This is a genomic window from Clostridium cadaveris (assembly GCF_020911725.1).
Classification (GTDB): domain Bacteria; phylum Bacillota; class Clostridia; order Clostridiales; family Clostridiaceae; genus Clostridium_X; species Clostridium_X cadaveris.
The window spans coordinates 1,948,256-1,969,138 of record NZ_CP076620.1; the positions used below are offsets into that span (position 1 = coordinate 1,948,256).

Annotated in this window: 14 protein-coding genes and 1 riboswitch; of the genes, 5 read left to right on the forward strand and 9 right to left on the reverse strand. The window is 31.5% G+C overall.

Going from position 1 to position 20,883, the window contains the following annotated elements:
- Positions 1 to 8: 8 nt before the first annotated feature.
- The 3 genes from purC to KQH81_RS09265 are packed head-to-tail and all read right to left on the reverse strand — an operon-like array spanning position 9 to position 4,956.
- Positions 9 to 710, reverse strand: coding sequence for a phosphoribosylaminoimidazolesuccinocarboxamide synthase (gene purC, locus KQH81_RS09255; protein WP_027638252.1), 702 nt, complete (start codon positions 708 to 710; stop codon positions 9 to 11).
- Positions 711 to 728: 18 nt separating this feature from the next.
- Positions 729 to 1,205, reverse strand: a complete 477-nt coding sequence (gene purE / locus KQH81_RS09260) for a 5-(carboxyamino)imidazole ribonucleotide mutase (RefSeq protein WP_027638251.1) — start codon at positions 1,203 to 1,205, stop codon at positions 729 to 731.
- Positions 1,206 to 1,221: 16 nt separating this feature from the next.
- Positions 1,222 to 4,956, reverse strand: coding sequence for a phosphoribosylformylglycinamidine synthase (locus tag KQH81_RS09265; RefSeq protein ID WP_027638250.1), 3,735 nt, complete (start codon positions 4,954 to 4,956; stop codon positions 1,222 to 1,224).
- Between the two features lie 79 nt (positions 4,957 to 5,035).
- Positions 5,036 to 5,137: riboswitch (purine riboswitch) on the reverse strand.
- A gap of 374 nt (positions 5,138 to 5,511) precedes the next feature.
- Between KQH81_RS09265 and KQH81_RS09270 the strand changes: the two genes are divergently transcribed.
- The 4 genes from KQH81_RS09270 (at position 5,512) to KQH81_RS09285 (ending at position 11,435) form a co-directional block, all read left to right on the forward strand.
- The gene (locus KQH81_RS09270; RefSeq protein ID WP_027638249.1) at positions 5,512 to 7,422 is read left to right on the forward strand and encodes an NAD(+) synthase; all 1,911 of its coding nucleotides are present in this window, start codon (positions 5,512 to 5,514) and stop codon (positions 7,420 to 7,422) included.
- An 87-nt stretch (positions 7,423 to 7,509) separates the two neighbouring features.
- The gene (locus KQH81_RS09275; protein WP_074844131.1) at positions 7,510 to 8,046 is read left to right on the forward strand and encodes a chromate transporter; all 537 of its coding nucleotides are present in this window, start codon (positions 7,510 to 7,512) and stop codon (positions 8,044 to 8,046) included.
- Complete coding sequence (locus tag KQH81_RS09280) at positions 8,046 to 8,573, forward strand: chromate transporter (protein ID WP_230028132.1); 528 nt, start codon at positions 8,046 to 8,048, stop codon at positions 8,571 to 8,573. The genes KQH81_RS09275 and KQH81_RS09280 overlap by 1 nt, the downstream gene beginning before the upstream one ends.
- A gap of 246 nt (positions 8,574 to 8,819) precedes the next feature.
- Positions 8,820 to 11,435: a calcium-translocating P-type ATPase, PMCA-type gene (locus KQH81_RS09285; RefSeq protein ID WP_027638246.1), complete on the forward strand. Its 2,616-nt coding sequence runs from the start codon at positions 8,820 to 8,822 to the stop codon at positions 11,433 to 11,435.
- Positions 11,436 to 11,712: 277 nt separating this feature from the next.
- Here the strand turns inward: KQH81_RS09285 and KQH81_RS09290 are convergent, their stop codons facing one another.
- The 6 genes from KQH81_RS09290 to KQH81_RS09315 all read right to left on the reverse strand — a co-directional run bounded on the left by KQH81_RS09290 (position 11,713) and on the right by KQH81_RS09315 (position 17,545).
- On the reverse strand, positions 11,713 to 12,990 hold the full coding sequence (locus KQH81_RS09290) for an FAD-dependent oxidoreductase (RefSeq protein ID WP_027638245.1): 1,278 nt from the start codon (positions 12,988 to 12,990) through the stop codon (positions 11,713 to 11,715).
- Positions 12,987 to 13,976: a sulfide/dihydroorotate dehydrogenase-like FAD/NAD-binding protein gene (locus tag KQH81_RS09295; RefSeq protein ID WP_027638244.1), complete on the reverse strand. Its 990-nt coding sequence runs from the start codon at positions 13,974 to 13,976 to the stop codon at positions 12,987 to 12,989. The genes KQH81_RS09290 and KQH81_RS09295 overlap by 4 nt, the downstream gene beginning before the upstream one ends.
- 800 nt (positions 13,977 to 14,776) lie before the next feature.
- Positions 14,777 to 15,259 (reverse strand): GAF domain-containing protein, encoded by a 483-nt coding sequence (locus tag KQH81_RS09300; protein WP_027638243.1) that lies wholly within the window; start codon positions 15,257 to 15,259, stop codon positions 14,777 to 14,779.
- Positions 15,260 to 15,302: 43 nt separating this feature from the next.
- The gene (locus tag KQH81_RS09305; protein WP_051196202.1) at positions 15,303 to 16,127 is read right to left on the reverse strand and encodes a ComEC/Rec2 family competence protein; all 825 of its coding nucleotides are present in this window, start codon (positions 16,125 to 16,127) and stop codon (positions 15,303 to 15,305) included.
- Positions 16,128 to 16,193: 66 nt separating this feature from the next.
- The gene (locus KQH81_RS09310) at positions 16,194 to 17,033 is read right to left on the reverse strand and encodes a CvfB family protein (protein ID WP_027638242.1); all 840 of its coding nucleotides are present in this window, start codon (positions 17,031 to 17,033) and stop codon (positions 16,194 to 16,196) included.
- 8 nt (positions 17,034 to 17,041) lie between these two features.
- On the reverse strand, positions 17,042 to 17,545 hold the full coding sequence (locus tag KQH81_RS09315; protein WP_027638241.1) for a gamma carbonic anhydrase family protein: 504 nt from the start codon (positions 17,543 to 17,545) through the stop codon (positions 17,042 to 17,044).
- Between the two features lie 289 nt (positions 17,546 to 17,834).
- Between KQH81_RS09315 and KQH81_RS09320 the strand changes: the two genes are divergently transcribed.
- Positions 17,835 to 20,840: a vitamin B12-dependent ribonucleotide reductase gene (locus tag KQH81_RS09320; protein ID WP_027638240.1), complete on the forward strand. Its 3,006-nt coding sequence runs from the start codon at positions 17,835 to 17,837 to the stop codon at positions 20,838 to 20,840.
- Positions 20,841 to 20,883 lie beyond the last annotated feature (43 nt).

A 20,883-nucleotide genomic window follows, 5' to 3' on the forward strand; every position in this document is an offset into this window, starting at 1 on the left:
CCCTACCTTTATTTTTGTATTCTACTGAATATTTCCTTATAAGCTTCCTCTACATTTCCTAAGTCTCTTCTAAATCTGTCCTTATCTAACTTTTCTCCTGTTTCAGAGTCCCACAATCTACATGTATCTGGAGATATCTCATCTGCCAAATATATTTCACCCTTTAGTCTACCAAATTCAATCTTAAAGTCAACTAATGTAACTCCTTGCGCTGCAAAGAATTCTTTTAAAAGATTATTGATTTTGTCAGTCATAAAATATATTTCTTTTAGCTCTTCAAAAGTTGTAAGTCCTAATGCAACTGCATGATAATCATTTATTAGTGGATCTCCTAACTCATCATTCTTATAGCTTGTTTCAAAAACGGTAGTCTTTAAAGCTGTACCTTCTGGAACACCCAATCTCTTTGACATTGATCCTGCTGCTATATTTCTAACTATAACTTCTAGTGGAACTATTTCAACTCTCTTACATAACTGTTCTCTGTCATTCAATTTTTCTATAAAGTGAGTTCTTATTCCATTTTCTTTTAACATTTCAAATATTATTGATGTTATACTGTTATTTAGAACACCCTTATTAGATATTTGGCCTTTCTTTTCGCCATTGAATGCTGTAGCATCATCTTTGTAGTAAACTATAACTTCATCAGCCTTATCTGTAGCATAAACTTTCTTTGCTTTTCCTTCATATAACATTTCTTTTTTCATATTTAATACCTCCAAAATTTATAATTCTATTTCCCCATTGTTTTCTAAAAAAGTTTTCTTCATTTCTGTTCTAAAAGTTACTAGTCTTTCTTTTAATTCTGAATATTTTATAGCAAGCATTTCTACTGCTAGAACTCCCGCATTATAACTGTTATCAATTCCAACTGTTGCTACTGGTATTGATTTAGGCATTTGTACAATTGAATATAAAGAATCTACTCCTTCTAATGCTCCGTTTATAGGAACTCCTATAACCGGAAGTATTGTTTGAGATGCTATAACACCTGGAAGATGAGCTGCGAGTCCTGCTCCTGCGATTATAACTTCAAATCCATCTTTTTCTAAAGTATTCAAAGTAGCTGTTAATGCTTCTGGCACTCTATGTGCTGACAATACAAAGGCCTTATATTCCACCCCGAATTCTTTTAAAGCTTTTGCAGCCCCATTCATTTTTTCTGTATCTGACTTACTACCAAAAATTATTGCAACCTTCATAATTGACCTCCTAAATCTATTTAGTAAAGTAATTTACTCCTGATAAGAATATCTTTGATTCATAGTCTCCTGGAATGTTTTTGTATAATCCATAACCAGATCTCTCATTATGTCCCATTTTTCCAAGGATTCTTCCATCTAAACTTGTTATGCCTTCAATTGCATAAATCGAACCATTAGGATTGTATGGCATCTCTTGTGCTACATTACCATTTAAATCCACATATTGAGTAGCTACTTGTCCATTTTTTATTAATTCATTAAGCATTTCTTCTGAAGCTACAAATCTTCCCTCTCCATGAGATATTGCTACAGAATTTATGTGACCTAGTTCTACTTCATTAAACCAAGGAGAAACCTTAGAGACCACTTTAGTATTAACTATAGAACTCATATGTCTTCCTATATTATTAAATGTTAATGTTGGTGCACTTTCATCAATATCTCTTATATCTCCATAAGGTAAAAGTCCAACTTTTATAAGTGCTTGGAATCCATTGCATATCCCAAGGATTAATCCATCTCTATTATTAATCAAATCTAATATTTCCTCTTTTATAGCTGGATTTTTAAGAACATTTGCTATAAATTTCCCCGAACCATCTGGTTCATCTCCAGCACTAAATCCACCAGGAAGCATAAGTATTTGACTGTTTTTAATAGCTTTTCTTAAAGCTTCTATAGATTCCTGCCATTGATTTTCTTTTATATTTTTAAATATTAGTATTTCTGCTTCTCCACCAACCTTTTCAAAAGCTCTTTTACTGTCCTCTTCACAGTTTGTTCCTGGGAATGCTGGTATTATTATTTTTGGTGAAGCTTTCTTTAATCCTAGATAAGTTTTCTTTTGACCAATTTGACTTTTTATTTCTTTGGCTTCAACTTTTACATTATCCTTTGCTGGGAAGATACTATTTAGAGGTTTTTCCCAACAAGCTATAAGTTCATCTAATGTTAATTTTAAATCTTTATATGTTATTTCTGCTTTATGTGTAGTTTCTGCGATTATTTCTAATTCTAGACCTTCATCCTTATTATTCTCTAATTCTACTAAGAAACATCCATATGCCTCTTTAAATAATTCTTTTTCATCTAAATTACTATGGATTGAAACGCCAATTTTATTTCCAAAAGCCATCTTAGAAAGACCCTCTGCAATTCCACCTTCTTTTAAGGTCATAGCACTTATGACAGTTTTGTTATCTATAAGCTTTTTAAGAAGTTCTAAGTTCTTTCTAAGTTCTTGGAAATCTATTATTCCTTCTGAGTCTTTTTTAGTCTTTATTAGGGCAATCTTTGAATTTGTACTTTTTAGTTCTTGAGAAACTACATTATCTACATTTTCTAAAGCTACTGCAAAAGATATTAAAGTTGGTGGAACATCTATATCTTCAAAAGTTCCTGACATACTATCCTTTCCTCCAATAGCTCCAAGACCAAGCTCTAATTGAGCTTTTAATGCACCAAGTAATGCCGCAAAAGGCTTGCCCCATCTAGTTTCATCACTACCTAATCTTTCAAAGTACTCTTGAAAACTCAAATATGCTTTCTTGTAGTCTCCTCCTAAAGCTGCTATTTTACATACACTTTCAACTACACTGTAAAGTGCTCCATGATATGGACTCCATTTAGATATATATGGATTAAATCCATAAGTCATAATAGATGCTGTATGGCTTTCACCTCTAGTTACTGGCACTTTTATTGCAAGTCCTTGTGATGGAGTTAATCTATGCTTTCCTCCAAATGGCATAAGCACTGTTCTTGCTCCTATAGTTGAGTCAAAATTTTCAACCAATCCCTTTTGACTGCATACATTTAAATCCTCTAAAAGGTTTGTCCATCTTTCTTTAATAGAAAGTTTTTCTGATTCCTTATTGAAAAACCTTATTTGAGAAGGAGCTTTAACCTTAACCTTTGTATATGATTTTGCTCCATTTGTATTTAAAAAATTTCTATTTAAACTTACTATAGTTTTTCCTCTCCATGTCATAGTAAGAGTATTATCGCTAGTAACATCTGCTATTTTTGTACATTCAAGATTTTCTTCTAATGCTAAGTTTATAAATCTCTCAGCATCTTTTCCTTCAACAACCACAGCCATTCTTTCTTGTGATTCTGATATAGCAAGTTCTGTTCCATCAAGGCCCTCATATTTTTTAGGAACTGCATCTAGGTTTATTACAAGTCCATCACAAAGTTCCCCAACGGCTACTGATACGCCACCTGCTCCAAAGTCATTACATCTTTTTATCATTAATGAAGCTTCTTTATTTTTGAAAAATCTTTGTATCTTTCTTTCTTCAACTGGATTTCCCTTTTGAACTTCTGCACCACATAAATTTATAGATTCAGTGCTATGTTCCTTAGAGGATCCTGTAGCTCCACCGCAGCCGTCTCTTCCAGTTCTTCCACCTAATAAAAGTACTACATCTCCCTCTACAGGTTCTTCACGTCTCACGTTTTCTCTAGGTGCTACTCCAATAACTGCTCCTACTTCCATTCTCTTTGCTACATAGTCTTCATGATATATCTCAGATACTTCGCCTGTTGTTAAACCAATTTGATTTCCATAGGAAGAATATCCTTTAGCTGCTCCCTTAGTTATAACTCTTTGCGGAAGCTTTCCATCTAAAGTTTCAGAAATAGCTTTTCTTGGATCTGCGCTTCCTGTAACTCTCATGGCTCCATATACATAAGCTCTTCCTGATAACGGATCTCTTATAGCTCCTCCAAGACAAGTAGCTGCTCCTCCAAATGGTTCTATTTCTGTAGGATGGTTATGTGTTTCATTTTTAAATAATATTAAACTGTCTTCTATCTCTTCGCTGCTTTCAATTTTTGCTTTTATCGTACATGCATTTATCTCTTCGGATTCATCTAAATCTTTTAGATATCCTTTAGCTTTAAGTTCTTTAACTCCAATAGTCGCTATGTCCATTAATGTAACATCTTTATGTTCACGTCCCAAATCTTTTCTTATATCTTTATATTTATTAAAAGTATCTATCAAATCTTTTGTGCTTGATTCGTCTTCTATTTCGACATTTTCTATTATCGTTGAGAATGTTGTATGTCTGCAGTGATCAGACCAGTAAGTATCTAAAACTAAAATTTCTGTCTTTGTAGGATTTCTTTTTTCGTTTATAAAGTACTCTTGACACAATTTAAAATCTTCAAAAGTCATTGAAAGAGACATAGTGTCATAAACTTTTTTTAATTCTGACAAATCCATATCTATTAATCCTTCTATAATCTCTACATCTTGAGGTTCATTCATTGAATCATCTACTTCACTGCTGAATATATCTGTCTCTCTTGAATCAACAGGATTTATGTAAAATTTCTTTATCTTATTTAAATCATCTTCATCTATATTTCCTAAAACAGCTACAACTTTAGCACATTTAACTTTTGATTTTTCTCCCTCTGATAAAAGCTCCATACACTGCTCAGCAGCATTAGCTCTTTGATCAAATTGTCCTGGAACAAATTCAACAGCAAAAGCTTTAAATCCATCTAAATCTATATTGTCTTCATATACCATGTCCACATTTTTTTCTGAAAATATAGCATTTTTGAAGCTTTCATACAATTTTTCATCTCTCATGCCTTGAATTATATATTTATTAATTATCCTTACTTTTTCTAATCCTTTTATATTTAAAACTTCTTTAAATTCGTTTAAAAGTCCATGACTCTCTACATCAAATCCATTTTTCTTTTCAACAAATAAAACCTTATTATTCATACTTACCTACCTTCCCAACTTATAAAATTCATAAAAAATAACCAAGAGATATGGTATCCCTTGGTTAAAGCACATCAAACTTACCCCATAGAATATCCATAGATAGGAAATTTACGGTTCCCTCGTAGAAACTTCTCAACCTTATTATGAGAATTATATAGATATTAATTTCTTTATCTTCAAAATACCATTCTGCAGAATATTTGTCAACATTATTTCGTTTTTTTAACATATAATTCGTACATATACGAATTATATGTTTTAAATTTCTTTCATTACTTCGTAATTTGTACAAAAAAACGCTGCTAATTAAATTATAGCAGCAAAGAATAAAATAAATATCCCTACGTAGCCATTAAGGCTATTATTATTTTATCCTCATATATAGAGATTTATTCCTTTCTTATAAAATGTACTATAAAATTAATTTTCTAGTTTATTGAATATTATATTTTATATTAACTATGTTTCACTTTTTATACAGTTAATTATATAATAAAATAAGATTATATACACAAACTAAAGTAGACATTTATTAATAGTTGAGGTGATTTTATGAAATACGTAAAAGTTGGAGCAGCATGTCCTGTAACTACAATAGCAAATATCGATGAAAATATAAAAAATATAAAGCATTGCATTAATGAAGCAAAGAAAGAAAGTTGTAAAGTCTTAGTGTTTCCTGAACTTTCTATAACTTCTTATAGTTGTGGCGATCTTTTCAATCAAACTACTCTTATATCTAAATCTCTAAATGGTTTAAAAGATTTATGCCATTACTCTGAGAATTTAGATATGGTAATAGCAGTAGGTTGTCCTATAATTGATGATTATACTATGTACAATTGTGCAGTTATAATATTTAACGGCTCTATATTAGGAATAATGCCAAAATCTTATCTTCCTAACTACTCAGAATTCTATGAAAAAAGGTGGTTTACTGAAGGAATAAATATAAAAAATTCTTACTTAAATTTAGGCTTTCAAAACGACATACCTTTTGGAACCAATTTAATTTTCTCAGATGGAGCATTAAAGTTATCTTTTGAAACTTGCGAAGATTTATGGGCTCCTATATCGCCAAGTTCTTATTTGACTTTAAGCGGTGCTAACGTTATTGGAAATTTATCTGCTTCAAATGAACTTGTAAGTAAGCAAGGTTATAGGAAAAGCCTGTTAAAAAGCCAGAGTGCTAAAACCATAAGCGCATACATATATGCTTCTGCTGGAGTGTTTGAATCAACAACCGATGTACTATTTAGCGGCTATTTGTCGGTATTAGAAAATGGTTCTATAATTAAGGAAAATAAAAGATTTCAAAGAGAAAATGAAGTCATATGTTCTGTAATAGACCTAGAAAAACTAGAGATGGAAAGAGTAAAAAATGTTACCTTTAGAGATAGTGCTAAGTTGATAAAAGACTTCTCAGCAAAAATCATAAACTTTAATTTTTCTAATGACTCTTATGGTGAATTTGACAGATATGTAGATCCTCTTCCATTTGTTCCATCAAACGAAGAAGAACGTGAAGAGAGATGCAAAGAAATATTCAGTATTCAATGCAACGCTTTAGCAAAGCGACTTACACATACTCATATAGATAAAGCAGTAATTGGAATTTCTGGAGGCTTAGACTCCACTCTTGCCCTATTAGTAGTTATAAAAACTTTTGATTTATTAAATATTCCAAGAAAAAATATAACAACAATAACTCTTCCTGGTTTCGGTACTACTGATAGGACATATCATAATGCTGTAAATTTATGCAAAGAATTTGGATGTTCTTTTAGAGAAATAAATATAGTTGAAGCAGCCTTAAAGCACTTCCAAGATATAGGTCATGATCCATCAATTCATGATGTTACGTACGAAAATGTTCAGGCTAGAGAAAGAACTCAAATTTTAATGGATATATCTAACAAAATAGGCGGTTTAACAATAGGAACTGGTGATTTATCAGAACTTGCTCTTGGATGGGCTACTTTCAATGGAGATCATATGTCTATGTACTCTGTAAATTGCTCTATTCCTAAAACTTTGGTTAGATATTTAGTAGATTATGTTGCTGATCATGAAGTATCATCTGAAATTTCGTATATTTTAAAAGATATATTAGATACACCAGTAAGTCCTGAGCTTCTCCCTAAAGATGAAAATGGAAATATAGCTCAAAAAACTGAGGATATAGTTGGACCTTATGAGCTACATGATTTCTTCCTATATCATTTTATAAAAGAAGGTGCTTCTTATGATAAACTTTTATTTTTAGCTAAAGTGGCATTTAAAGATATATATGATGAAGAAACCATTGAAAAGTGGCTTATTAAATTTATAAAGAGATTTTTCACTCAGCAGTTTAAGCGTTCTACCCTTCCTGATGGTCCAAAGGTTGGTTCTATAAGCCTTTCCCCACGTGGAGACTGGAGAATGCCATCAGATGCAAGTTATGAAAGTTTCTTAAAATAAATTTATAAAAATCTGCCTCCATTTTCTTAATTGATCAAGAGGCAGATTTTTATTGATATTGATGAAATTATATAAGGAGTGTTAATAATGAAAAATCTTATTGAAATGTTTTTTACATTTTTTAAAATAGGTGCATTTACTTTTGGTGGTGGATATGCGATGATTCCTCTTATCGAAAGAGAAGTGGTATCATCGAAACATTGGATAGGAAAAGATGAATTCACCGATATAATCGTAATTTCTCAAAGCTTTCCTGGCGCTATGGCAGTAAACACGTCTATCTTTATTGGTTATAAAATAAGCGGATTTAAAGGAGCTGTGGTTGCCCTTCTTGGCACTATACTGCCTTCTTTCTTTATAATACTTATAATAGCTGCATTCTTCATGCAGTTTAGAGATTATGAAATAATAAACAAAGCCTTTCTTGGAATAGGAGCAGCTGTTCCTGTCCTTGTACTTATAGCCGTACAAAGCTTATCTAAATCAGTAGAAAAAAACACTCGAAACATAATTATAGTAATTGCTTCTGTTATTGCAATATCTTTATTTAATATTCATCCCATAATAGTTATCTTAGTTTCAGCAGTATATGGAATAATATCTTTTAGAAAGGTGGTTGAGTAATGAAACAGCTTATAGAACTTTTTTTAGCCTTTTTAAAGATAGGTGCTTTTAGTTTTGGTGGCGGTTATGCTATGCTTCCACTTATAGAGCGTGAAATAGTTAATAATAATAATTGGATAAACAGCTCAGAATTTATAGATATTATAGGAATCTCTCAAATGAATCCTGGTCCTATTGCTATAAATTCAGCAACTTTCGTAGGATACAAAATAAATGGAGTTTTAGGAAGTATATTTGCAACCTTAGGTGTTATTTTCTTTTCATTCATTCTCGTTTCCATAGCCACAAAATATATAATTAAATTTAAAAATTCTGAATTGCTGAAATCAGCACTGTTAGGCATGAGGCCAGCTCTTATAGGACTTATAATAAGCGCATTTTTATCCCTAGCTAAAGATTCCTATTTAGATGTTAAATCCGTTATAATTGGAGCTTTTATATTGCTTTTAAGTTTAAAGAGTAAAATTCACCCTATTCTTATTATTTGTATTGCAGCTGTCTGTGGCATTTTACTTTATAGTGTATAATTTTTCTTGACATTTGTTGCTAATATAAATATACTAATATTAATAAGTGAATATTTTTTTCATAAGGGAGTAACTTACAGAATTGTATTCTGTTACATTGCCAACACACGATGTATTATATTCATCTGGTTTTGTATGAAATAGTAAGACTTATGTATAACAAGGACAAGTTCAAGTTATACGTAAGTCTTTTATTTATATATACATAATATTTTAGCCTATGAAAGTTACGAAAGGAGTTTAACTATGTGGTTTTCAAAAACATCCAATGAAATTATTCAACAATTAAACACAGATCTTAATGAAGGACTCTCATCAGAAGAAGCAGCAAAACGCTTAAATGAATTTGGTGCTAATAAATTGAAAGCAAAGCCTAAAAAAACAATATTACAGCTTTTCTTTGCTCAAATAAATGATATATTGATTTATATTCTTCTAGGAGCCGCAGTGCTTTCTGCTATTATGAAAGATTATAATGAAGCAATCATAATTCTTATAGTAGTACTTATAAATGCTGTGGTTGGAGTAGTTCAAGAATCTAAAGCCGAAAAAGCATTAGAGGCATTAAAGAAACTATCCACTCCTAAAGCAGTAGTTAAAAGAGATGGAGAATTAAAGGAAATACCTTCTGAAGAAGTGGTTCCTGGAGACATAATAATTTTAGACGCTGGTAGATATGTTCCAGCAGACCTTAGACTTATTGAAACTGCTAATTTAAAAATCGAGGAATCTGCCTTAACTGGTGAATCGGTACCTTCTGAAAAAGATGGAAGCAAAGCTTTCCCTGATGAAGAAGTACCTCTAGGTGATCAAATCAATATGGCCTTCTCATCTACCCTTGCAACTTATGGAAGAGGTATTGGTATTGCTGTAGAAACTGGAATGAACACTCAAATAGGTAAAATTGCAAAAATGCTTGATGACACAGAAAATGAAATGACACCTCTTCAAAAGAAGTTAGCTGAACTAGGTAAGTATTTAGGAATAGGTGCTATAGCAATATGTGTAATAATGTTTATAGTTGGTATAATTCAAGGACAAGATATATTTGATATGCTATTAACAGCTATAAGTCTTGCAGTTGCTGCAATTCCTGAAGGTCTAGCAGCTATAGTTGCTATCGTTCTTGCTATGGGAGTTCAAAGAATGATTAAAGAAAATGCTATAGTAAGAAAACTTCCAGCTGTAGAAACTTTAGGTGCTGTTAATGTAGTATGTTCAGATAAAACTGGAACACTTACTCAAAACAAAATGACAGTTACTAAATTTTATAGTAATTCAAACTTAAAATCTATTGATGATTTAGATATAAATGATCCATCTGAAAAAATGCTTCTTGAAAACTTAGTTTTATGTAATGATGCTACTTATTCTGAAGCTTCTCAAACAGGTGATCCTACTGAAATAGCTTTATTAGTAGCTGGCGCAAAATATGATCTTATTAAAGAATCTCTTCAATCAAACCATGCGAGATGCAATGAAGCACCTTTTGACTCAGATAGAAAGCTTATGTCTACAGTAAACTACTATGGCGATAATTCTTACAGAGTATACACTAAGGGTGCTATAGATAATATATTAAAAATATGTAAGGGAGCTTATATAAATGGCGAAATAGTTCCTATGACAGAAGATCTTGAGGAAGAAATAATGAAAGCCTCAAATTCAATGTCTGATGAAGCTTTAAGAGTTTTAGGAGCTGCTTACAAAGAAATTTCCTCATATTCTGGAACTGTAGATGATTTTGAAAAAGATCTTATATTTGTAGGTCTTGTTGGAATGATAGACCCTCCAAGATTAGAAGTTAAAGACTCTATAGGAGTATGTAAACATGCTGGAATAAAAACTATAATGATAACTGGAGACCATAAAAAGACTGCATTTGCAATAGCAAAAGAACTTAATATAGCAGAAAATGAATCTCAAACTATTTCCGGAGCTGAGCTAGACAAGCTTAGCGATGACGAATTATCCACTAAAATAGATGATTTAAGAGTATTCGCTAGAGTTTCACCTGAACATAAAGTTAAAATAGTAAAAGCTTTTAAATCAAAAGGAAATATAGTATCCATGACTGGTGATGGTGTAAATGATGCTCCATCATTAAAAACAGCTGATATAGGTGTAGCAATGGGTATCACTGGAACAGACGTTGCTAAAGGCGCTGCTGACATGGTTCTTACTGATGATAATTTCTCTACTATAGTATCTGCTATAGAAGAAGGTAGAAATATTTTTAACAATATCAAGAAGTCAATTATCTTCCTTCTTTCTTGTAACCTTGGAGAAATATTTGCATTATTTATTGCTATACTACTAGGATGGGATGCTCCACTTAGACCAATCCATATATTATGGGTAAATCTTATAACAGATACACTACCTGCATTATCTCTTGGAGTTGACCCTGGTGATAAAAATGTAATGGATAATAAGCCTAGAGATCCAAAGGAAAGTTTATTCAAGCATGATGGCGTATTTATGGTTATTAATGGTATATTTATAGGTGCTTTAACACTAATTGCTTATCAAATTGGATTACAGAAATATGGCAGTGTAGTACATGCTCAAACAATGGCTTTCGTTGTTTTAAGTGTTTCTCAATTGTTCCATGCACTAAACTTAAGACACCCTAAAAAGTCAATATTCCAAGTTGGATTATTCACTAATAAGTATTTAATATTCTCAATTATAATTGGTGTATTCTTACAAGATATAATCATAACTGTTCCTTTCTTAAGAACAGTATTTGATGTATTCGACTTAACTATAAACGATTGGATGATAGTTTCATTATTTGCAATATCACCTCTTGTACTAAATGAAATTGCAAAAATATTTAAGAGAAGAAAAGACGCTTAAAGACTAAAATAACACCCTTAATGGGAAGCAGTGACTTAAGAAAACAATTTACTGGAAAATCGGTGTAGTGTTATGCTATTCCGATTTTCTTCGTTTTATGGGCTTATTGACTTATACGCATAATACTTTGCTTGGATTTTACAGTCTTTAATTTTTCTTTGATATAGTGCATAATACAAGTTTCTTAGAGCTAATACTGATTATTAGATAAAAACTATTAAAAATAAATATAGCCCTGTATAGAATACAGAGCTACATCTACTTTTAACACATTTATCTACCTTAATACTTGATTGAACACATTATCTAATCTTAATCTTAATACCCTATCTCTAATCTCATCTACATTTGTTGTATAAAGTCCTTTCTCTTGCATTCTCTTAAAATATGATGCTCCTGCAAATGTATATCTAGTCTTTCTATCTAATTCATCTTCTAATTTTTCATTTGCATATGCAATAATATCACCTATGGCAAGGCTTCTAGGCAATATCATCAAAGGTAATCCCATAGCTTGCCTTACTGCATTGTGTCCAGCCAATGATCCAGTACATATAGCTTCAGTATGCCCAACAAATAATCCTGACTTTTCTCCACCACAAAATAAATTATATATACCCTTTACTTTCATATCATTACCTCTTGGAGCAACTGATAGATATCTTATTGAATTCCCTTTACTACCTGCATATGGATCGATATATTTGGCTCTTTCCAATCCTTTAATTCTTCTTAGTTTTTCTAATGGATAATAGCTTGTCATTAATTTTGCATGCCCAGTATCTAAAAGAATTATATTTTCCGCAAATTCTTTCAAAGCATATTGCTGACATACTTTCCCCTTTAATTTATCATAATTTATATCTTCTTTTGGGACATTTAATATTACTACTCCTTCATTATCTAATTTTTCTCTTATTTCATCTGATAAACTTTCTTTAGCTAATTTACATGAACCTGAAAACGCACCAAGTTCGTCTTCTTTTCTTTCTCCTTGTATATCCTCTATATTACATCTTCCACTTATACTTATTCTTGGTCCAAATGAAGGACATCTTAAAATACACATTGAGCATCCATTCCCATATCTTAAACAGTTTCCCATAGGACCTGTAGATCCTGTTGTTTCTATATATATATCCCCATCTACATAAGAACCATCTGCTAATATTATACCTTTTATTTTATTTTCCTCTATATCAACATCATTGACTCTTTTTTCCGTAAATATTTTCACACCTAAGTTATCTAAATATTTTCTAACTTCAGCTTCGATTATATTCACATCATACAGACTTGCATGTTTATGTCCTGGAAAATCTACATTCTTATGCCTAGAATTCTTATCCGTTAAATTAATTAAGTCTCCAGCTCCTAAAGCAATCAGTTCTTCTGCCGCTGTAAATCTTCCATTGTTTCTCATAATTCCACCAACATTACCAAGACCTAGTAATAAATCTGTTTTTTCAAATAGAAGTACATCTGCCCCAGCTTTTTTAGCTGTAATAGCTGCTGCACATCCTGACCATCCTGCACCAATAATTACTACCTTCATATTATCACTCCTTCTTCAAATATGCCTCTTGGCTCCGTTTGTACTTTGCAATACCTCTTTACTTTAAATTTATTATCCTTAGCTGTACACGCTCCACATATACCTTCTCCACAGCAGATTTTAAAATTATTACAACAAGATAAAAGAACTTCTTTCTTTCCCAAACTATCTAAATATCTTATAACTTTAAAAGTTAATATATCAGCTCCAGAAATATGAATATATTTAGTACCCGAATTAATACTTTTATCTATTACTTTTTTACAAAACGCTGATAATTCACCATTTTCCAGAAGAATCCCTTCTTCAACATTCATCTTATAATTCCCTAAATATTCTTTAAATAACTTCTCCTTAAAATCTCCATTATCAACGACCATATCTATATTACACTCGTTCAATGATAACTTTCTTATAAGTGGAATTGAAGGTGCAATACCTATTCCCCTGGCTAGTATTAAGCAATCTGTTCCTTTTTGTTTTTCTATATTCTTGAGTCCAAATATTCCATTCCAATAAGGCCCTCTTATATCTAAAGTATCACCCGTTTTTAGTTCAAGTAATTTTTTGGTTTTAATTCCCTTTATTGAAACTGCTACTGTTAATATATCGTTTTCTGTATCAGACTCCATAACTGATATCGGAATATCAAAGTATTTTTCTGAATCAGGGCATAAAAATACATATCCACCTGGATTGATAAGGTCCACTGCAAGTTTATGAGTTACACTTAACTTAACAAGCACAAATTCATCATTAAAATTATAGTAGTTTACTATTTTTGAACTATATCTTTTTCTACCTTCTTTAGCTTTCATCCCATTGTTTAAAAACTCTTGGTATATACATACTCCCTTCCAATTTAGACAGTCACACAAGTATTTTCCTTGCATTTGAGAACAAAGTATACACTCTCCCATTTCAGCTAAATTACAAGGGCAAAATTCACTTCCTACATCAATACAATCTACTACTTCTCTAATCATTATTACTACTACTCAAAATATGGGCAAATATCAATACTAGTTTTTGTTTGTTTATTTGTATTTTATTAAATTAAGTTTTTTCAGAGTATCATCTAAATTCGTACACATAATACATATCCAACAAAATTTTGGAAATCAAATTAGATGATTTGATTTAAATCTTCAATCACAAGATAATCAGAATTATTTTTCAACAGTTCATTAATAAATTTGTTAAACAAATATCTCAAAGATAGGCATTACATCTTTTGTTTTGGATATTTGCCGAGTAAATTCTCCTTTCTTTTATAAGCGCTTTTTATCGTCCTCGTATTTCCTCGATAGACGGCGTTATTAAGATAATAATTATAATGATATTTAATTTAAACACTAGCATCTATATAGTGAAGAGCTACTTCTGAGAAAAATAATCCTACTATAATTAATGAGACAGCAAATATAGCTAATCCTGTTCCTTTGAGAATAACTTTAGTTGCGGCATTTCTAGTTCGATTTTTAGCAATCTAAGCAATTGACCGCTACTTCAAATCTAACACAAAATCCTCATTATTTAGAAAATTATACCATATTTTATTTTTAATGTAAATATGTGCTTGAGTGACCTCACACTCAAGGATTTAAGATATTATCTGTTAATAAATCATCTTTACTATAATTTAAATCATAAATAAGCGATCCCTTTGATAGATTAATTTAAAATTTACCCATTTCAGAATAAGTTTGTTATTTACTCTGAAATGGGTAAATCATAAACATCTTTATCAAAGAGACCGCTTACAGTAAGGTCTTTTATTACTATTTTATATGTAATTTTCTATTTTTTTAACCAACTTAACTAAATACATTTCTTCCAATTCACTAAATCTGCTAAAGCTAGGACTATCCATATCTAAAACACCTATTACTTTATCATCTTTTACTATTGGAATAACTATTTCTGAATTTGAGGCATTGTCACAAGCTATATGTCCTTTGAATTCATGAACATTTTCTATCCTCATAACCTGCTTTTTAAAAGCTGCAGTTCCACAAACACCTTTTCCTAACTCTATTCTATTGCAAGCCGGAAGCCCTTGAAAAGGTCCTAAAACCAAAGTCTCATCTTGCATAATATAGAATCCTACCCAATTGCAGTCATCTACGGCCACATTTATTATAGCTGAGATATTAGACAAATTAGCTATAAAGTCATTTTCGGAACTTAGCTGGCCTTCTGCCATAATAACCATGTACTTTAGTCTGTCTTCTTTAGATAAATTTTTTATAAAATCTACTTTTATCATATTTCCCCCAAAATAACTTATTTCTCTAAATATAATATTAATTCTATTTAAATTCAGTGCTTATTTGAATTCTTATAGAAGGATCTAAACTTCTTTTAATTACTATGTTCCCATTTTTGTCACTTCTATATATTTTTGCTCCACTGTTTTCTATGTTTTTTATAGCTTTCCCCTCTGGGCTTTCATATCCATCAGAAGTTACCACAGCTACTGCTGGTTTTACAGTTTCTATAAACTCTTCAGTACTACTGGTATCAAGACCGTGGTGAGGTGTCTTTAGAACATCATATTTTTCAATAATAGTATTTTTTAATATGTCGTATTCTTCATCAGCCTCCATATCTCCTGCAAACAAATAACTTATCCCGTCTATTTGCCCACTAAGTACTATGGAATTATTATTTTCTATTGTGCCATGAGATTTGATTGGGCCTATTGCTGTAAGCAGTACATTTCCACATTTTATATTCCAACCTCTTTTTATAAAGTCTACTTCTACTCCTATATTTTTAAGTTCTTTTTGAAGTTTGTACTTATATTTATTTTCATGTGGTGACATATAAACTCTTTTTACATCAAGGGCTTTGCATATTCCTACTACATCGCCTCTATGATCATCGTGATAATGTGTGAGTACTATAGCATCTATGCTGTCTATATTATTATTTTTGAGATAAGATAATATATATCCCCTACAATAGGACCATCCACAGTCAATAAGATAATTAGCACTATCACCTTCAATTATAATAGCGTCACTTTGAATAGTATTTAAAAAATGTACTTTTGATTCATTTCCTTTGCAATAGGCCTTAACAGGAGTACTAAAAAGAAATACTGCCATAATTATGCTAATCAGTTTTTTCATAAAATCACCCCATATATTTTTATTTAGCTTCCTTCATTAGAGCTGATTTTATGCAATTTTTAAAGATTATTTCAATCTCGTACCTTCTTTGCTCTGAGTTATAAGACCTTCTTTCATAAGACCTCCTAGAGCCATCTTAAAATAATTTTTAGATGCATTAAACACCTTTCTTATATCTTCTGAATTGCTCTTGTCATTATAAACCATATATCCATCATTCTTTTTTAGATATTCAAGTATTTTTTCTTGAAGTATTTCCTTCTCGTCTAGTTTCTTTCCTCTAGGGGTAAGTCCTACTCTTCCATCTTCATAAGTTCTCTTTATTCTAAGATGAAGTTCTTCGCCTATATGTACAAAAGTAAAATACTCATTTTTTAGTACTATTCCTTTGTATTTGTTGTCTATTGCAACTTCTAAAGTGTTATTTGTTTGCAGTCCATAAACAACTGCATTGACTTCCTCTCCTATAACTGGATTTTCAACATAAGAAAGTTTATCATCAACATCTGTAGTCGCTGCAAGTCTTCCTGTCATATCTAAATATACATAAAATAAATATTTTCTACCTTCATGAAGTTTATAAAGCTGCTCTCTTTGTGGAACAAATAAATCTCTTTCAAGCCCGAAATTTACAAAAGCTCCTATCTTAGTAACAGCTACAACTTCAAGATAAGCCAAATCCCCAACCTTTGCCAAAGGTTTTTTAAGGGTAGCTACAAGTCTGTCCTCTGAATCTCTATATATGAAAGCTGTTACCATATCATCTATTTCTATACTCTCTCCTAATGTATTATTATTTGGAAGAAGTATATCATCACTGGTATTATCAGTTCCACCATGAAGGTAATATCCAAAATCTGCCTTTCTTACAACTTTAAGTGTATTAAAATCTCCTATTTTTATCATAGTTCCTCCTATTTATACTTTTTAGCTAACTTTATATAATTGTCAGCTGATTTTTCTAAATCTCTTTTTTCTTCTTCACTAAGTTCCCTAATAACTCTAGCTGGGGAGCCTACGCACAATACTCCAGAAGGTATTTTTTTGCCAGGTGTCACCACTGCCCCTGCACCTATAAGAGTATAATCTCCAATCTCTGCTCCGTCTAGTATTATAGCTCCCATACCTATAAGAGAATAATTGCCTATTTTGCACGCATGTATTATAGCCCCATGCCCTATAGTAACATTATTTCCTATTTCAACTGGAAAATCCCTATCAGTTATATGTATTACACAATTATCTTGAACGTTTGTATTATATCCTATTTCTATTGGCATCCCGTCACTTCTTAAAACAGCACCAAACCATATATTAACATTTTCTCCTAAAGTAACATCTCCTATTACATCTGCACTTTTTGCCACAAAAGCACTTGTAGGTATCACTGGTACCTTATGATCAAACTCATATATCATATCCAACATCTCCTTTTTTTACTATTAACATTTATAAGTTTATCATAAAACCAACTATTATACATAAAAATTTTTTATATATGATATATCTTGTTTTATTCTAAAATAAACTTAAATTTGCAAAATAAAGTGAAAATATTAATAGTTTGTACCCCATTGATTTCCTATTAAAATTCTTATATAATAGTTTTAGTCAACTACATATTGTATTTGTTTTAAATTCGACTACTATATATTGTTTTAGTAGTCAATATTTATTGTTATTATATGATTTTACGGGGGTGTGTTCATGACACTTATAAAAAAATTATTAATCAGATATTACACGAAGGAATTAGCAAAAAATAAAAATAAAACCGTATATGATTTATTTGATTGGAAAAAAGTTGACGTATCTTTAATAGATCATAAAAGCGGTAAAATCTTAGTTGATATGAAAGATTTGGAATTTCCTTCTCATTATTCTCAAAATGCTTGTGACATTATTGCATCTAAATATTTTAGAAAAGCCGGTATTCCAAATGAATTAGGCTATGAAAACAGCATGAAACAAGTTGCTCACAGGATGGTTAACTTTTGGAAGGAATCACTTATAGATGAAAAACTTATAAGTTCAGAAGAAGAAGCTGAAATCTTTTATGATGAAATGGTATATGCATTATTGAATCAAATGTATGCACCAAATTCACCTCAATGGTTTAACACAGGACTAAAGCTTTCTTACGGAATAAGCGGAGATCCTCAAGGCAGCTATTACTATGATCCAAAAGATGGTGTAGTTAAAGAAAGCCTAGACTCTTATAGCAGAACTCAAGCTTCTGCCTGCTTTATACTTTCTATAGAGGATAAGCTTTTAGGCAAACATTCTTTATCAGAACAATATGTCACTGAAACTAGACTTTTCAAAGGCGGCTCTGGTACAGGAACAAACTTTTCTTCAATAAGAGCTGAAGGAGAAAAGCTTTCAGGAGGTGGAATTTCTTCTGGTCTTATGAGCTTTTTAAAAGGCTTTGATAGAAATGCAGGAGCTATAAAATCTGGTGGAACTACTAGAAGAGCTGCAAAAATGGTATGCCTTGATATAGATCATCCTGAAATAGAAGACTTTATAACTTGGAAAGCTAAAGAAGAAGATAAAGTAAGAGCTCTTGCAAAAATGGGCTATGATGGAGATTTTAATGGAGAAGCTTATGCTACCGTATCAGGTCAAAACAGTAATAACTCCTTAAGAATTTCTGATGAATTTATGACTAAGGTTGATAACCTATCGGAAGACCCTCTTAATACAATAGAACTAAAAGGAAGAATAGATTCATCTGTTAATCGAGAAGTATCTGTACAAAAACTTTGGGATGATATAAACGAATCTGCATGGAAATGTGCCGACCCGGCTCCACAATTTTCAGATACCTTCAATGCTTGGCATACATGCCCTGCTGGAGAAGATGGAGATTTAAATGCTCATCATAATAAGCTTAATTCAACTAATCCTTGCGGAGAATATGCATTTTTAGACGACACCTCTTGCAACCTTAGCTCAATAAATATATTTAAATTTTATGATAAAAACACAAAGAATTTTGATATTAATGGTTACCTTCATGTAATTGGATTAAACCAATTAATGCTTGAAGCTTCTATAAACTGGGGTCAATTTCCAACTGAAGATATAGCAAGAAAAACATACATGTTTAGGACTACTGGACTGGGCCTTGCTAATATAGCTTCATTATTTATGATTATGGGACTTCCTTATGACTCTGAAGAAGCTAGAACACTTGCTGCTTCGCTTACTGGAATACTTACAGGATACTCTTACTATGTGTCATCTTTGATGTCCGAAGCAATAGGTGCTTTTGAAAAATATCCTTTAAATAAGGAATACATGCTAAAAGTTATAAGAAACCATGCCAGAGTTGCTGGTGCAATAGATTCCAACTATGAGGGACTTAATTACACTCCTTTAGAAGTGAATCATGAAATTTTAATGGACCTAAATATGCAGGAATTAAGTGCTACTTTAAAGGATGTATGGTGTTGTGCTATTGATTCAGGAGAAAAATATGGATATAGAAATGCTCAAGTTTCTGTAATAGCTCCTACGGGAACTATATCCTTTGCAATGGATTGTGGTGCTACATCCATAGAACCATTTTTTAGTCATATGGTTTATAAAAAGCTTGCTGGTGGCGGTTTTATGACTTTAAGTAATCCTGTAATAGAAGACTCTCTAAGAGCTTTAGGATATAATGATTCAGAAACAAGTGAAATAATTGAATATATAACAAGAAAAGAATTAGTTAAAGAAGATGGGTTTGAGTATGAAAAAATAATAGATGGTAAAATAGAGGGCGCCCCTCATCTTAAAGAAGATCATCTTCCTATATTTGATACTGCAAACACATGTGGAAGTGGTAAAAGATATATAAGTCCAGAAGGTCATGTAAAAATGGTTGCTGCAATCACTCCTTTAATATCTGGAGCAATATCAAAAACTGTTAACCTTCCAAGCACTGCAACTATAGATGACTTTAAAAATATAATTATAGAATCTTGGAAACTTGGAGTAAAAGGTATTTCTTTATATAGAGATGGCTCTAAATTTTGTCAACCCCTTAATACCTCTTTATCTGTAGATAACAAGACTAACCTTGAAGATTTGTCTTATGCTGAATTATTAGAAAAAGCTAAAGAAATGCAGAACATTCAGTATCAGGTAACAAAACGTCAAAAACCATTTGGAATAAGATGTGGAACAACACATCCTGCTCAAATAGAAGACGTAAAAATATATACTACTGTAAATAGAAACGATGATGGTGAAATTTGCGAGATATATATAACTACTGATAGAGAAGGAACTATAATAATGGGCCTTTTAAATTCCCTATCAAAGGCAATTTCAGTTATGCTTCAATATCATGTTCCTGCTGCTGATATAGCCGCTATGCTTAGAGGTCAAAAGTATGAGCCTTATGGTTTTGTACAAAAGCATCCATATATAAAGTATGTTTCTTCAATTTCTGATTTAATAAGTAAAATAATAGATATTGAACTTGGTGATTTTACAAGATGTCAAGTAAAACCATCAGAAGAAACTTCTAAAGTTGCCATATCTGACTTATCAAAAGAAGCCACAATAACTAAAGCGCCTGTTAAACTAAATGAATCTCATCATGTAACTGGTGAAAGAGTTTATGGAAGCACATGTCCTACCTGTTCAAGTACAAGAATGGTTCGAAATGGTACTTGTAAAGTATGCCTTGACTGTGGTTCAACTACAGGATGCAGCTAATCAATAAAATTAAACCAATGATATTAAGTCTAAGTGAACCGAC